Annotated in this window: 15 protein-coding genes and 3 tRNA genes; 11 read left to right on the top strand and 7 right to left on the bottom strand. The window is 29.2% G+C overall.

What is annotated here, in order from left to right:
• Window positions 1–30: 30 nt before the first annotated feature.
• A complete protein-coding gene (gene efeO / locus ACZ5B9_RS03805) occupies window positions 31–912 on the bottom strand; it encodes an iron uptake system protein EfeO (RefSeq protein WP_464423424.1) in 882 nt (293 codons plus the stop codon).
• Window positions 913–1,309: 397 nt separating this feature from the next.
• On the opposite strand from efeO, the gene ACZ5B9_RS03800 reads away from it, so the two are divergent.
• The 8 genes from ACZ5B9_RS03800 to fucO all read left to right on the top strand — a co-directional run bounded on the left by ACZ5B9_RS03800 (window position 1,310) and on the right by fucO (window position 9,590).
• Window positions 1,310–1,789 (top strand): hypothetical protein, encoded by a 480-nt coding sequence (locus ACZ5B9_RS03800; RefSeq protein WP_464423423.1) that lies wholly within the window; start codon window positions 1,310–1,312, stop codon window positions 1,787–1,789.
• A 378-nt stretch (window positions 1,790–2,167) separates the two neighbouring features.
• On the top strand, window positions 2,168–3,010 hold the full coding sequence (locus ACZ5B9_RS03795) for an NAD(+)/NADH kinase (protein ID WP_464423422.1): 843 nt from the start codon (window positions 2,168–2,170) through the stop codon (window positions 3,008–3,010).
• Between the two features lie 61 nt (window positions 3,011–3,071).
• The gene (recN, locus tag ACZ5B9_RS03790) at window positions 3,072–4,751 is read left to right on the top strand and encodes a DNA repair protein RecN (protein WP_464423421.1); all 1,680 of its coding nucleotides are present in this window, start codon (window positions 3,072–3,074) and stop codon (window positions 4,749–4,751) included.
• Entirely contained in the window at window positions 4,727–5,731 is a 1,005-nt protein-coding gene (locus tag ACZ5B9_RS03785; RefSeq protein ID WP_464423420.1) for a tyrosine-type recombinase/integrase, read from the top strand. The genes recN and ACZ5B9_RS03785 overlap by 25 nt, the downstream gene beginning before the upstream one ends.
• 5 nt (window positions 5,732–5,736) lie before the next feature.
• Window positions 5,737–6,156, top strand: coding sequence for a phospholipid phosphatase (locus ACZ5B9_RS03780; protein WP_314291732.1), 420 nt, complete (start codon window positions 5,737–5,739; stop codon window positions 6,154–6,156).
• Between the two features lie 185 nt (window positions 6,157–6,341).
• Window positions 6,342–6,938: a DUF1694 domain-containing protein gene (locus ACZ5B9_RS03775; protein WP_071125393.1), complete on the top strand. Its 597-nt coding sequence runs from the start codon at window positions 6,342–6,344 to the stop codon at window positions 6,936–6,938.
• On the top strand, window positions 6,931–8,199 hold the full coding sequence (gene murA / locus ACZ5B9_RS03770; RefSeq protein WP_021768347.1) for a UDP-N-acetylglucosamine 1-carboxyvinyltransferase: 1,269 nt from the start codon (window positions 6,931–6,933) through the stop codon (window positions 8,197–8,199). Before ACZ5B9_RS03775 ends, murA begins: the two co-directional genes overlap by 8 nt.
• 242 nt (window positions 8,200–8,441) lie before the next feature.
• Window positions 8,442–9,590, top strand: coding sequence for a lactaldehyde reductase (fucO, locus tag ACZ5B9_RS03765; RefSeq protein ID WP_006804852.1), 1,149 nt, complete (start codon window positions 8,442–8,444; stop codon window positions 9,588–9,590).
• A 336-nt stretch (window positions 9,591–9,926) separates the two neighbouring features.
• Here fucO and ACZ5B9_RS03760 read toward each other — a convergent pair whose 3' ends face one another.
• The 6 genes from ACZ5B9_RS03760 to ACZ5B9_RS03735 all read right to left on the bottom strand — a co-directional run bounded on the left by ACZ5B9_RS03760 (window position 9,927) and on the right by ACZ5B9_RS03735 (window position 12,604).
• A complete protein-coding gene (locus ACZ5B9_RS03760; protein ID WP_464423419.1) occupies window positions 9,927–10,655 on the bottom strand; it encodes a tRNA1(Val) (adenine(37)-N6)-methyltransferase in 729 nt (242 codons plus the stop codon).
• Window positions 10,656–10,846: 191 nt separating this feature from the next.
• Window positions 10,847–11,566 (bottom strand): YebC/PmpR family DNA-binding transcriptional regulator, encoded by a 720-nt coding sequence (locus ACZ5B9_RS03755; protein WP_006804850.1) that lies wholly within the window; start codon window positions 11,564–11,566, stop codon window positions 10,847–10,849.
• A 198-nt stretch (window positions 11,567–11,764) separates the two neighbouring features.
• A tRNA-Arg gene (locus ACZ5B9_RS03750) sits at window positions 11,765–11,841 on the bottom strand.
• A 39-nt stretch (window positions 11,842–11,880) separates the two neighbouring features.
• A tRNA-Ser gene (locus ACZ5B9_RS03745) sits at window positions 11,881–11,974 on the bottom strand.
• Between the two features lie 18 nt (window positions 11,975–11,992).
• A tRNA-Ser gene (locus ACZ5B9_RS03740) sits at window positions 11,993–12,079 on the bottom strand.
• Between the two features lie 114 nt (window positions 12,080–12,193).
• Entirely contained in the window at window positions 12,194–12,604 is a 411-nt protein-coding gene (locus ACZ5B9_RS03735) for a magnetosome magnetite crystal formation protein family (RefSeq protein WP_464423418.1), read from the bottom strand.
• 182 nt (window positions 12,605–12,786) lie between these two features.
• Here ACZ5B9_RS03735 and tpiA point away from each other — a divergent pair, with 182 nt between their 5' ends.
• The 3 genes from tpiA to ACZ5B9_RS03720 all read left to right on the top strand — a co-directional run bounded on the left by tpiA (window position 12,787) and on the right by ACZ5B9_RS03720 (window position 14,248).
• Window positions 12,787–13,554 (top strand): triose-phosphate isomerase, encoded by a 768-nt coding sequence (gene tpiA, locus ACZ5B9_RS03730; RefSeq protein WP_006804863.1) that lies wholly within the window; start codon window positions 12,787–12,789, stop codon window positions 13,552–13,554.
• A 65-nt stretch (window positions 13,555–13,619) separates the two neighbouring features.
• Complete coding sequence (secG, locus tag ACZ5B9_RS03725; protein ID WP_026749337.1) at window positions 13,620–13,826, top strand: preprotein translocase subunit SecG; 207 nt, start codon at window positions 13,620–13,622, stop codon at window positions 13,824–13,826.
• Between the two features lie 239 nt (window positions 13,827–14,065).
• Complete coding sequence (locus ACZ5B9_RS03720; protein ID WP_464423417.1) at window positions 14,066–14,248, top strand: type II toxin-antitoxin system HicA family toxin; 183 nt, start codon at window positions 14,066–14,068, stop codon at window positions 14,246–14,248.
• The last annotated feature ends 112 nt before the right edge of the window (window positions 14,249–14,360 follow it).

The following is a 14,360-nucleotide window of genomic DNA, read 5'->3' as shown; positions in this document are numbered from 1 at the left end:
CTTAAACATATTAGTTACCGAATAAATATATTATTTCTTAGGAGTTGCGTCTATTACGATTCCCATTTGCGATAAAGGTTCTCCAAGTTTAGTAACTGCTTCAGCTAGTGCTTTCGTATCTTCTTTTGTCAGGTCAGTATACAGTTTATAGTTGTTGTCATCTATCATATATTTGTCAAGAAGTTGGTTTACTGCTTTAAATTCTGTATCTAAAGTTGTTACGAGCTTAGCATCTTTTTGTTCTAATTTAGGTCTGAATAGTTCAAAAATTTTCTGAGCCCCTTCAATATTTGCTCTAAAGTCGTATAAATCAGTATGTGAGAACACTTCTTCTTCTCCAGTGATTTTTTGAGTCGAAACTTCATTTAATAAGTCAATCGCTCCTGTAACCATTAAATCAGGCGTTACTTCAATTGTAGCAATTTTTGCCCTTAACTCCTTAATGTCGTTTACAAGATCATCTGCATATTTTTCAGTTCCTTTTGTGGTATTTTGTTCCCACAATATTTTTTCAATTCTATGAAAACCTTTCCATCCTTCTTCATTTTTAAATTCTTCCTTAAAGTCAACAAGACGATAATCTATCTTAACATCAGATTCTCCAAAGCTTTCAGCAATAGGTTCAGATCTTTCGTAAGACATACGGATTAACGGATAAAATTTCTTAGCTTCATCCAATTTTCCTTCCTTTAATAATTTTGCAAAATCTTCTGTTTCTTTTAAAAGCAAATCAATCTGACCTTCAACATATTTTTTATATTCAGCAGTTTCTTTGCTCAAATCAGCTTTTCCTTGTTCAGCAGTTTGCCCTGCTGTTGTTCCAGCCTTCCCAGCTTCCTTTGCTCCAGCGTCTTTCCCACAACTTACCACCACTAATGCTCCAATAATTAGTAAAATTCCCATTTTTTTCATAAAAAATTCCTCCTAGTTTATATTTATGGTATAATTATACTTTTTATTCTTTTATTTGTAAAGCAAAATTATTTGATTTTCAAAATTTTTTGATTTATTTAAACACTAGACTTAAAAAAATTAAAGTTACTTTGCTCACACTAAAAAAGTTTGATTATATAATAAAATGGATTTAAAACCGAAAGAAAAAGTTATAACTATTTTACTCAATCCCTAAATTTATAAGTTTAATTTTAAATAGGTTTGAGTATATATTATAAAAACATTAGAAACCTTCTATAACACACATGATAATAAAAGGAAAATATATTGAAAAAATGAATACTAAATGATAAAATATGTATATACTTTTTAAAATTAAAATAAATTTTATATAAATAAAATAAGGAGAGAGATTATGAAGAAAAATAGTGTACAACTTTTATTTATCCTTTGCATATTTTTGGTTTCATTTAATATTTTTGCTAAAAGTACATCATTTAAAGCTGATAGTATTTTATTTACAAAAACAATTCCATTTGAAAAACTGCCAGAAAATATAGAACAAGATATGAAAAATGGAAGTATGAACTATCTCAAAAATCAACAATGCCTTATCTCAACTTACAGAACGTTTTACAAGGATTCCACTCTTGATCACATAAATATTTATGCAACTTGTATGGAAGTAAATCCAGATAAAAAAATAAATTGGGATTATCCTCAAATCCCTAATAATGCTGAAATCAAAACAATTCATGTTTTAGGGAAAAATTATCCAAAATCACTTTTAAATGATTTGAAAAAAGGGAAAAGTACATTTTTTGGAGAAAAATTAGCTTATTACAAACCTTCTCACAAAAATTATAAACAAAATGAATATTTTTATTCTAAATAACTAAAAAAATTTTTTAATTTAAGATTTGTCTATTATTAAATAAAAGGTATAATATAATTTTAACATATTCTCAAACATTATTAAAATTAGACTACTACTTTTTAAAATTCAAAATTATAAAATTAAATAAAATTATGAGTTCTTATTTTTATAGTACTGGCTCATAATTTTTTATTTATATACAGAAGATATTTTTGCTTAAATTGGTTTAAAAAGATTTTGAAAAACATATAATAAAGCTAATAAAAAATATTTTTTAAGAATTAATGGAAAAAAATCTTTAAAAATGTTACAATAATTCACAAAGATAAAAATTTGAAATGTTGATTTTTGATATTTAATTTTAAATATTTTAATCATAGAAAAAGAGGTTTTATTATGGAAAATTTGGAAAAAAAAGGAAATAATGATAATCTAAATAAAAAAAATAAAGTAAAAAAAGTACGAATTATAAAAAATGGATACGGTAATGAAAAATTGTTAAAAGATTTTTATGATTATTTGGAAAAAAATGATATTCAAGAAGTTTTTGGTGTGGAGAAAGCTGACTTAATAATTTCGCTTGGCGGAGATGGAACAATGCTAATTTCTGCAAAAGAGGCAATTACAAGTGATATTCCAGTTCTTGCAATAAATATGGGATCTCTTGGCTATCTTGCAGAAGTCAATCCAAAAGATGCAGTTAAAATGTTACAAGACTATGAAAACGGTAATTATAAAGTAGAAGAAAGAACTTTTCTTGAAGTAAAATATCAAGATAATATATTTTACGCTTTAAATGAACTTGTAATAACTAAAGGTGGGCACGAAGCACATTTAATACAGGTTGAAGTTTACTCAAATGATATTTTTGTAAACAAGTACAGGGCTGATGGAATAATAGTAGCAACTCCTACAGGCTCAACAGCCTATTCACTTTCAGCAGGTGGTTCGATCGTTCATCCTGGCTTAAATGCTCTTTCAATAACGCCACTAGCTCCACAAAGCCTAACAGCTCGTCCAATTATTGTAAATGGTTGTGAAGTACTTAGTTTTAAAGCAACTTCAAGAGATGATGCCGTTCATCTAAATATTGATGGAAATCAATGGCTTCAAATACAGCCAAATGATCTAGTATCTGCAAGATTATCAAAGAAAAAAATTCGAATAATAAAACCAATAAATAGTGATTATTACAGTATCTTAAGACAAAAACTAAAATGGGGAGATTCTGTATTATAATTAGTAATCTGAATAATTCAAAAAATAAAGTTATAAAAAATAAAATAGTGAAAGGAAAAAAATGCTAAGGGAATTAAGATTAAATAATCTAGCAATAATAAAAAATCTGGATTTGGAATTTAACGAAAAATTTATTGCATTGACTGGAGAAACAGGAGCTGGGAAATCAATTATTTTGGATGGAATTTCACTATTAATTGGTGAAAGAAGTCACACTGATATGATTAGAAATGGAGAAGAAAGCCTTTTTGCAGAAGGTATTTTTGAATTAAATGAAAAACAAAAGAAAAGGTTGAATGAACTTGGGTTTGAGATTGATGATGATGAACTTATTATAACTAGGCATTTTGATAGAAATGCAAAATCAAAAATAACAGTAAATGGAGCAAGACTGACTTTATCTCGACTAAAGGAACTTATGGTAAATATTATTGATCTAGTTGGGCAGCACGAGCATCAGTTTTTGCTAAATAATGAATATCATTTACATCTTTTGGACAGATTTTTAGATGATGAAGGAAGGGCACTTTCTAGAAAAATACGAGAAAATGTAAATGAAATAAAAGCATTAAATGCAAAAATAAAAAATATTGAAGATGAAAAAGCCAAAATTGCTGAAAAAAAAGATATTTTAGAATTTCAATTTAATGAAATCGAAAGTTTGGAACTAGAAGAAAATGAGGATGAAGAACTGGAAGAAGAGTACAAAATACTTTTTAATGCTGGAAAAATTAGTGAAAAGTTAGATGAAACATCACAGTTACTAAAAGAAGGTGAATTTTCAATTTTAACAGCACTTGGCAGAGCAAGAAGAAATCTAGAACAGCTTTCAGACTTATCTGAATCATATAGTGAACTGTATGATAAAATTGAGTCAGTTTTGTATGAAGTTGAGGATATTTCCTATTCTGTGGATAATCTAGCTGGAGATGTTGAAATAGATGATGACAGGCTGGAAAAAGTTGTGGAAAGAATTAATGCAATTAATAAGCTAAAATTAAAATATGGCTCTACAATTAAAGAAATTTTGGAACATCGGGACAAAATCGAAAAAGATTTATCACTTGTTGAATTTGAAAATGAGGAGCTTGGAAATTTAAAACTTCTAAAAAAAGAACTAGTGAATCAATATTTTATTGATAGTGAAAGACTTAGTGAAATCCGTATGGAAATTTCAGAAAGCCTTCAAAATACGATTGATATTCAGTTGAGCGACTTAAATATGGAAAATGCAAAATTTAAAGTGGAAATTACAAAGACAGAAGAAATTACATCTCATGGAATAAATAATGCAGAATTTATGATTACAACAAATGTTGGAGAAACATTTAAGCCACTTGCCAAAATAGCATCTGGTGGAGAAATTTCACGTATAATGCTAGCTCTTAAAACCGTATTTTCTACAGTTGATAATATTTCTGTACTGATTTTTGATGAAATTGATACTGGAATTTCTGGAGAAACTGTCAGAAGAGTTGCTGAAAAATTACGGGAACTTTCCAGAAATACGCAAATTATCTGTGTAACACATTCTCCACAAATTGCTGGAAAAGCACAGCAGCAGTTTTTCATCAAAAAGGAAATTGAAAATAACTTTACAGAAACAAAAGTACGGGAATTAAATACGGAAGAAAGAATAAGGGAAATTGCAAGAATTATTTCAGGAGACAACATTACAGAAGCGTCTGTTAATCATGCTAAGGAGATAATGGGGCTATGGGACAAAAAAGTATTAATTTAAAAAATCTGGCAAAAGAAAATTCAAATTTAACTGAACATATTTCCAAGACAGAAAAAAAAAATAATGAAAATAATTCAAAAAGCAAAAGAAACGTTCAAAAGAAAAAAATATCACGTGAAAATAAAACGCAAATTAGAGAATTTCTTGATTTTCTTGAATTTGAAAAAGGAAGTTCCAAAAACACTATTACTGGATACAATCGTGATTTGTTACAATTTTTTCTGTTTGCTCAAAAAAATTTTTCTGAAATTGAAGAAAAGGATATTTTTGAATATATAGAAAATTTGAATGAAAAATTGAGAAGAAATTCGGTATTGAGAAAAGTTTCGGCATTAAAGACATTTTATAAATTCTGCTATTTGAATAGAGATGTGGAAAAAGATCCGACGGGCATGGTAAAAACTTTGAAACGTGAACAGAGGCTTCCTGAAATTTTAACACTAAAAGAAATGAAGCAAATCGTGGATAACTGTCCGCACACGCCTGAAGGAATGCAAAACAAGCTGATTATCAAAATTCTCATTGCAACTGGAGCAAGAATTTCAGAAACCTTAAATCTGGAAATAAAAGATGTGGAAAATCAGGACTATGAATTTATAAAAGTGCTTGGAAAAGGTTCAAAATACCGTATAATACCAATTTATGACAGTCTTGAAAATGAAATAAAAAACTATTTGGCTATTTACAGACCAAAATTAAAAAATTCGAGCGAAAGTTTTAAGATTTTTCCAAATACTCGACGGGAAAAATTCTGGAAGGATTTAAAAAACATTGCAAAAAATGCAAAAATTGAAAAAAATGTTTATCCTCATATTTTTAGACATTCACTTGCGACAATTTTACTTGGAAACGGTGCAGATGTTCGTATCGTTCAAGAAATATTAGGACACGCCAACATTACAACAACTGAAATTTACACACATGTGGAAAAGTCCAAACTAAAAATGATTTATGATAACATAAAGTTAGGAGATGATTAGACAAAATGAGGGACAATCGTGAATTAAAAAGACATAAAGATGAAAAATTACGAGTATTATTAATTACAATCATGGCATATTTTGTATTTTTAGTAATAAAAAAAATGGATATAGTAACTCCATATTTGGGAATTACCATGCTGATACTGCTTTATCTATACGCAAACTATAATTTAATAAATATGTTCTTTACAAGCAAAAGAACAACTTTCAAAATTTATGCCTTTCTTTTACTGGAAGTAATTTATTTGTATACATTTAATATTTCTATTGCTGGTGCTATTTTATATGTTATTTTCTTTTCACTTTTATTTTTTTCCATAAGAAAAGATGAAGGAAGAGAAGAAATACCAAAAATAACTAAATTTGTTCAAATATTTCTTATATTTAAAATCGTTTTTGTATTAACTATGTTAATTTTTTAATTTTTTTATACAAAAAATTTTTGAAAATATGCTTATAAATCCAATAAAAATAGCATTTATAGACTATTTTATTAAAAATATATAAAAGTTAGAAAAAATGGTTGAGAAATGTAAAAAAAAGTAGTATAATGACAAAATGTAATAAATTTTTAAAAATTGAATATTAAATGAATTGGAGAAATAAAATGGCTATTAGCGTTAATAGAAATAATACAGATGACGTTATGAAAAGTATGGAAGAAGCAACAGATAGGGCTGTAAATGCACAGGCTGAAAAAAATTTATTTCTTGGAGAATACAAAGAACGAATTATAAAAGCTCTTACTTTTGATGAAATAAAGGAAAAAGGAATTTATTATGAAATAGAAAAAGCTTTGGATAATAAATATGCGGCTAAAATGGTTATTTCACGTCATGTAAACTTTAATGATATAAAAAAATATATTGAAATAGCTAAAAAGAAAAAAATATCATATAAAATGATAGACAATCTAGCCTGCTCAGGACAAATCGCACTTGTAGTAGTAGCAAAAGATGCAATTATACATGAAGCTGGTGATGAAATTGTGGTAACATCAAAATTAGAAAAGTTTCATCTAAAACACTTGTCAGACGCATATTATGAGGCAATGGAAAATTCCATTTGCAATTTTCATATGGATATTATAAAAAAAGAAATGCCAGAATATGCTCAAAATTATAAGGAATTAACTTTTATGGATAAACTATTTGGATCAAGATGTCCAATATGTCAAAAATTAGGAGGAAAAAAACGTGGTTGATGGATTTAGAATAAAAGGAAAAACACCTTTAAATGGTATAATTAAAGTAAGTGGAGCAAAAAATGCAGCACTACCAATAATTATTGCAACACTTGTTGCCAAGGGAGAATATATTTTAAAAAATGTACCAAATTTACGTGATATTAGAGTTACAATGAGATTACTTGAAGATTTGGGAATGCAGACTGAAAAACTAGACGATAACTCTTATAAAATAATAAACAATGGTTTTAAAAGAAATGAAGCAAGTTATGAAATTGTAAAACAGATGAGAGCATCATTTTTAGTAATGGGACCTATGATTGCCAACTTGGATGAAGCTGTAGTTTCATTACCTGGAGGATGTGCAATTGGTTCACGTCCAGTTGATTTACATTTAAAAGGTTTTGAAATGTTAGGTGCAGAAATTACAAGAGTTCACGGATACATTCATGCAAAATCAGATAATTTAAAAGGTGCAGAAATACCTTTAGGTTTCCCGAGTGTTGGAGCTACACAGAATATTATGATGGCAGCAGTAAAAACACCTGGAAAAACTATTATTTCAAATGCAGCAAGAGAGCCTGAGATTGTTGATTTAGGAAACTTCCTAAACAAAATGGGAGCTAAAATTACAGGACTTGGTACACCTAATATCGAAATTGAAGGTGTTGAAGAACTTCACGCTGTGGAATATTCAATCATGCCAGATAGAATCGAGGCTGGAACTTATGTAATAGCTTCATTAGTTACAGAAGGAGATTTAAAAATACAAGATGCAAGACTTGAAGATTTGGGAGTATTTAAATCTGAATTGGAAACTATGGGAGTAAAATTTGAACAAAACGGAGATATTTTAACTGTAATAGGAAAAGCAAAAGACTTGAAGCCATCAAAAGTAAAAACATTGCCACATCCTGGATTTCCAACAGATATGCAACCTCAAATGATGTTGCTGCAAACTCTTGTAAATGGTGGAAGTTCAATGGAAGAAACAGTGTTTGAAAACAGATTTATGCATGTGCCTGAATTTAATCGGATGGGAGCAGATATTACTATAAAACATGGTATAGCCTTTATAAATGGAGGACTTCCATTAACAGGTGCAGAAGTAATGTCTTCAGACTTGAGAGCGGGAGCGGCACTGGTTTTAGCAGCACTTGCAGCAGATGGTGAAACTATTGTAAATAGAGTTTACCATATTGACAGAGGATATGACAAACTAGAATTAAAATTAAATACAGTTGGTGCTCAAATTGAAAGAATCAAACTAGATGTTTAACAGAATATAATATTTTAAATTATTAAAAGTCCTTAAAGTTAGAGGACTTTTTTTGTTACTTTGTTACATATTTTTGAAAAAATTTTATAAAAATCAAATTTAAAAATTATGGTTATTTTAGTAAAATTTTACTTCAATTTAAAATAAATATAATATTGGACTTTTGGACTTGAAAAATGAAAAAAGTGTAGTATAATTAGAATGAAAATATTTACTAAAAAAAATTGAAAAGAGGTAAAAAAATGGCACAAAGAATTATTTTGAACGAAATTTCGTATCATGGTTTTGGAGCAATAAACCATATCCCAGAGGAAGTTAAGAAAAATAAATTCAAAAAAGCGCTTATATGTACAGATAAAGGGCTTTTAGAATTTGGTGGAGTATCAAAAATTACAGATTTGCTGGATAAGGAAAATTTAGCTTATGAAGTTTTTTCTGATATTCAGCCAAATCCAACTATTGAAAATGTAAAAGATGGTGTTGAAAAGTACAAATCTGCAGGTGCTGACTACATTATCGCAATTGGTGGAGGTTCACCAATGGATACTGCAAAAGCAGTTGCCATTATTATCAACAATCCAGAATTTTCTGATGTAAGAAGCCTTGAAGGTGTTGCAGACACTAAAAATAAATGTGTACCAATTATCGCTGTTGCGACAACAGCTGGAACTGCTGCAGAAGTTACAATTAACTATGTAATCACAGATGTTGAAAAAGACAGAAAATTTGTATGCGTTGATCCACATGATTTACCAATTGTAGCAATTGTTGACCCTGGAATGATGACAAGCATGCCAAAAGAACTTACTGCTGCAACTGGACTAGATGCTTTAACTCATGCAATTGAAGGATTTACAACAAAAGCTGCTTGGGAAATGACTGATATGTTTCATTTAAAAGCCATTGAATTAATTGCAAAATATTTGAGAAGCGCTGTAAATAATGAACCTGAAGGACGTGAAAAAATGGCACTTGCTTCATATTTGGCTGGAATGGGATTCTCAAATGTAGGACTTGGAATTGTACACTCAATGGCACATCCGCTAGGAGCATTTTATGGTACTCCACATGGAATTGCAAACGCAATAATTCTTCCAACTGTAATGGAATACAATGCTGAATTTACTGGAGAAAAATTTAAAGCTATCGCAAAAGCATTTGGTGTAAAACATACAAGAACAATGTCACCAGAAGAATATAGAAAAGCTGCAGTTGATAAAGTAAGAGAATTAGCAAGCGATGTTGGAATTCCAAACAACTTAAAAGGAATTATGGATATAAAAGATTTAGACTTTATTGCTGAATCTGCATTAAATGATGTTTGTACAGGTGGAAATCCACGAGATACAAATTTAGAAGACATAAAAGAATTATATAAAAAATTATTATAGTTAAATTATCAACGTCGTGATTTTTTGGAAATAAAAATTACTAAACACATTTATGTGTTTCTTTCGCAATAATCTTTATAATAAATTTATTTTGTAAAGTTTTATCAATTTTTATTTGCGAAAGTGAGCGAAGCGAGTTTAATTTTTGTTTTCAAAAAATGCTTAGACAAGCCAGGTTTGCAAAGGGGATGGCGACTGTTCCCCTTTGCTTAAAAAAAAGAAAAAATACCATAAATTATTGGAAAAATATTCATTAATAATAATTCATTTTATGAAACTAAAAAGTAATTGTTTATCTAAATATTAAAGAACATAACAAATATATTTTGAAGTTTTTTATTTATACAAATTCTCAATATATTCACTTCTTCTTCCATTTTCATCATAAACAAAAATTGGCATTTCAATAGAAAATCCTTTCTTTGCATCTTTTATTGCTTCTAAAAGGCAAATTTTTGAGTTTTCATTCCATTTTGTATAACAATTTTTCATTCGTTTTGACTCTAAATTATATTTTTGTAAAAGTGATAGAACTTCTACTAGACGTTCGCTTCGGAATACAATTGAGAAACTTCCCATATTTTTTAATAAGTAAGAAGAAATTTTTATTATTTCTTCAAGTGTTAAATTAATATTATGTCTTGCATTTGCCAGTTGTTCCAAATTATTTGTCTGGGAAATATCGCCAGTAAATTCAAAGTATGGGGGATTTGTAACAATGGTGTCAAATTCATCACGTTTAAAAATATTTTTATAATTTTTTATATCTTCGTTTATTATTTTAACCTGATTTTGAAATTTATTGCTATTAATATTTCTTATGGCAATTTCTGCCATTGTTTCTTGTAATTCTATGCCTGTAATTCGAGCTTTTGACCGCTGTGCTAGAAGTAATGTTATAATTCCACAGCCAGTCCCAATATCAAGGATTTTTTTAGTTTTTCGATTAATTTTTACAAAGTCTGCAAGCAAGACAGAATCAAGTGTAAAGTTTTGAAAGTCATTTCGTTGAATAACTTTCATATTTTTTATTGGGGTAACTGTTTCTTCTCCGTTTTTTTTCATAAAATGTAACTCCTTTTTCTTTTTATACTAATACTATTCCCCATTTAAATAGGGAATATTTAATAAATTTTGTAAAATCTTAATATTGTAATTTATTATAATAAAAAATATGAATTTAGTTTCCTTATAAATAAAAAATAAATGCGGAAAATAATTCCCGCAATTAAAATTTGTAAATTCATAAATATTTATTATAATTCTCCAGCATAGTTATGATGAACTTTTTGAACATCATCGTCATTTTCCAGAGTGTCAATTAATTTTTTAAGTTTTTGCAAATCCTCTTCACCAAGAGTATCAACTTCGATAGAAGGCAAATATTGAATATCTGCTTCCAGCAATGTGTATCCTGCATTTCTTAAAGCATCTGCTACTGCATCAAAGTTAGATGGTTCAGTTGTGATGTAAAAACTGTCTTCTAGAGTTTCCATATCTTCCATTCCAGATTCAAGTGCTACTTCCATTAATGCTTCCTCATCAATATCATCAGTTTTTTCAATAATAATCTCACCTTTTCTTCCAAACATATACGAAACTGATCCAGAAACACCAAGATTTCCGCCATTTCTATCAAAAGCTACTTTTACAGATGAAGCAGTTCTATTTTTATTATCAGTAAGAGCTTCTACAATAATAGCAACTCCTGCTGGTCCGTATCCTTCGTAATTTAATGTTTCAAAGGCTGTCGAACCGTCAGTTCCTGCTCCTTTCTTGATTGCCCTGTTAATATTGTCGTTAGGCATATTAATCGCTTTTGCTTTTTCGATTGCGTGTTTTAGGGCTACGTTGAATTCAGGATTTTCTCCGCCTCTTGCTGCCACTGTTATAAGTCTAACAAGTTTTGTGAATGATGCAGCTCTTTTTTTATCCTGTGCTTCCTTACGCCCTGCTATTGTACCATGTCTTCCCATTTTTTCCTCCTAAATTAATTATATGAAAATTATATCATAAAAAAAAAGTCTAATCAATGGGGAAATTAAAGGAATTTTTTATAATGAATTATTCTAAAGTTTGAATAGTGCAATTATTCATTTTAAATTTGTAAAAAAAAACTCAAAACTTTAATTTTGAGAGTGATTATCGTTATTATTTTTAATTGATTTATTTAGTGGCGCACCTGACAGGAGTTGAACCCATAACCTTCTGATCCGTAGTCAGACGCTCTATCCAATTGAGCTACAGATGCATTTGTTTTTATCGAATTAATTCGTCTATTAAAAAAAAATGGCGGAGAAGGAGGGATTTGAACCCTCGATCCAAGTTTTAGCCCGGATACTCCCTTAGCAGGGGAGCGCATTCGGCCTCTCTGCCACTTCTCCAAAAATATAAATTTTAAATGGCGGGTGAACTGGGATTCGAACCCAGACATCTTGCGATTTCGCCGGTTTTCAAGACCGGTCCCTTAGCCGTTCGGACATCCACCCATACGTTACTCAATTAGTATATCATATATTTTTATAATTTGTCAATAACTTTTTCATAAATTTTGTTAAAATTTGTGTACAGGGGTATAAAATAACCTACACCCCTTATTTCTATTAGTCTACAAATAGTAAATCCGTAATTTTTTCTATAAAAGGAATTTTAAATTCTTTTTTCAAAACTGATGATACTGTTGCGACAATTTGGAAAACAGATAATATTACAAAAATTACGAAAAATAAGATATTTCCCACTACTATAATAATATTTAAAAATGTCGAAATTAACAATAGCACTGTTACTGCCAATGTCTGTTTTGCATAGGCTCTTACAAATCCATTCTCCTGCTCCAGAATTAATGCAATTATTGGTATTAATAGGCTAAATCCCATTGAAAAACTTAATTTTATTGGAAATGAAGCGGCTTCGATTCTAAATCCTGCAAAAAAGCTTAGATTTATAAGAAAAGCTGCAGCATAAGCTCTTAATCCTGCAATTGATTTTTTTTCACCAATATTATTGTCCATATACTCCTCCTAATCTTAATATATTTTTAGATTTTATTTACTTTAATTACTTAAAAGAATTTTAACATAAAAGATATAAAAAATCAAATTGAAAAATTCGTGTATTAGCATTGATAAAAAAAGCAATATGTGATAAAATAAAAGAAAATGTAAAATATTAAATAAATAATGGAGGAGAAACTATGAGAAAAGTAATAGTAGCTGGAAACTGGAAAATGAACAAAACTGCAAAAGAGGCTGCACAATTCTTCAATGAATTAAAACCTTTAGTAGCAGACGTGAAAAATGCAGGAATCGTAATTGGAGCACCTTTCACTGCACTAGAAACAGCAACTAGAGAAACTGCAGGAAGCAACATTAAAATTGCTGCTGAAAATATGAACGCTAAAGAAAGCGGAGCATATACTGGAGAAGTTTCACCATTGATGTTAAAAGATTTAGGTGTAGAATATGTAATTTTAGGACATTCTGAAAGAAGAGAATATTACCATGAAACTGATGAAATCATCAATGAAAAAGTAAAATCAGCATTGGCTCACGATTTAAAACCAATCTTATGTTTCGGAGAAACTTTGGAAGAAAGAGAAGCTGGAACTACTAACGATGTTGTAAAAACTCAAATTACTGGTGGATTAAAAGATGTAACAGCCGCTGAAATGGCAAATGTTGTACTTGCTTACGAACCAGTATGGGCAATTGGAACAGGTAAAACTGCTACTCCAGAACAAGCTCAAGAAGTTCACGCATTCATCAGAGGATTATTAACTGATTTATACGGAAAAGAAGTTGCAGAAAACGTAACAGTTCAATATGGTGGATCAATGAACGATGCAAATGCAGCTGACTTAATCGCTCAAACAGACATTGACGGTGGATTAGTAGGAGGAGCAAGTTTAATTCCTGAAAAATTCGCTGTAATAATAAAAGCCGGAGATGCAGCAGCTAAATAATTATTTTACAATAAAAATTAATTGCTTATTCTCTTGTTTTGTAAATTATAGGAGGAACTAATAACGTGTTAGAAAATTTATTAATTATAGCTCTAGTAATTTTATCAATCATCATGATAAGCGTAATTTTACTACAGCCAGACAGAAGCCAAGGTTTAGCAAAAAGTTCTGCTAACATCTTGGATGAAGAAAAAGAAGGAATTGAAAAATTTACAGAAGTAGTTGCAACATTATTTCTAGTTGTTGCAATCTTATTCCAAATTGTGAGATAATTTTTAAAAAGTAAATTTTTTGGATTTTTTATAAAAATATTAAAATCACAGTTAAAAATATTGGCTGTGATTTTTTCTAAAAAAATTTTTTTAAAATCATTGACAATGTGTTGAATACGTGTTATAATGAATTTATAAGTTGAAAATGATTTTTTGTAAAACTTTTCGACTCTCCCTAATTTTCAAATACTTTCTATTAGAAGTTATTATTAACGTTATTTTAGAAGGGAATGATATTTATGTCATATAGAAAAATCGAAAAAAGATTTAGAAAATTAGGTGGAAAAGTTGTACGTATAAGAGGAAGTCATTATCAATGGATGATTCCAGGTGTAAAAGGTGTGGTCACAGTACCATATTCAAAAGATATACCTGTAGGAACATTAAGAAGTATTGAAAAACAAGTCGGGATTAAATTCTAGTCCCTTCTTGCTTTCACTAAAAATTATTATCCCATAATTTGGATGGGATTTAGAGCACCCCAAAAGTGAAGGGGACTAAAACTAATTAAATAATCTTTTTTTTCATTTATTT

The sequence above is a fragment of the Leptotrichia sp. SK-5 genome, assembly GCF_055387215.1.
This window is presented reverse-complemented; position numbering and strand designations above follow the sequence as displayed.

Excerpts from the sequence above, each read along its gene's own strand:
- ACZ5B9_RS03785 (WP_464423420.1), top strand. The coding sequence starts at position 4,727 with ATGGGACAAAAAAGTATTAATTTAAAAAATCTGGCAAAAGAAAATTCA.
- tpiA (WP_006804863.1), top strand. The coding sequence starts at position 12,787 with ATGAGAAAAGTAATAGTAGCTGGAAACTGGAAAATGAACAAAACTGCA.
- ACZ5B9_RS03735 (WP_464423418.1), bottom strand. The coding sequence starts at position 12,604 with ATGGACAATAATATTGGTGAAAAAAAATCAATTGCAGGATTAAGAGCT.
- ACZ5B9_RS03800 (WP_464423423.1), top strand. The coding sequence starts at position 1,310 with ATGAAGAAAAATAGTGTACAACTTTTATTTATCCTTTGCATATTTTTG.
- fucO (WP_006804852.1), top strand. The coding sequence starts at position 8,442 with ATGGCACAAAGAATTATTTTGAACGAAATTTCGTATCATGGTTTTGGA.
- efeO (WP_464423424.1), bottom strand. The coding sequence starts at position 912 with ATGAAAAAAATGGGAATTTTACTAATTATTGGAGCATTAGTGGTGGTA.
- recN (WP_464423421.1), top strand. The coding sequence starts at position 3,072 with ATGCTAAGGGAATTAAGATTAAATAATCTAGCAATAATAAAAAATCTG.
- ACZ5B9_RS03760 (WP_464423419.1), bottom strand. The coding sequence starts at position 10,655 with ATGAAAAAAAACGGAGAAGAAACAGTTACCCCAATAAAAAATATGAAA.
- ACZ5B9_RS03795 (WP_464423422.1), top strand. The coding sequence starts at position 2,168 with ATGGAAAATTTGGAAAAAAAAGGAAATAATGATAATCTAAATAAAAAA.
- ACZ5B9_RS03775 (WP_071125393.1), top strand. The coding sequence starts at position 6,342 with ATGGCTATTAGCGTTAATAGAAATAATACAGATGACGTTATGAAAAGT.
- ACZ5B9_RS03720 (WP_464423417.1), top strand. The coding sequence starts at position 14,066 with ATGTCATATAGAAAAATCGAAAAAAGATTTAGAAAATTAGGTGGAAAA.
- ACZ5B9_RS03780 (WP_314291732.1), top strand. The coding sequence starts at position 5,737 with ATGAGGGACAATCGTGAATTAAAAAGACATAAAGATGAAAAATTACGA.
- ACZ5B9_RS03755 (WP_006804850.1), bottom strand. The coding sequence starts at position 11,566 with ATGGGAAGACATGGTACAATAGCAGGGCGTAAGGAAGCACAGGATAAA.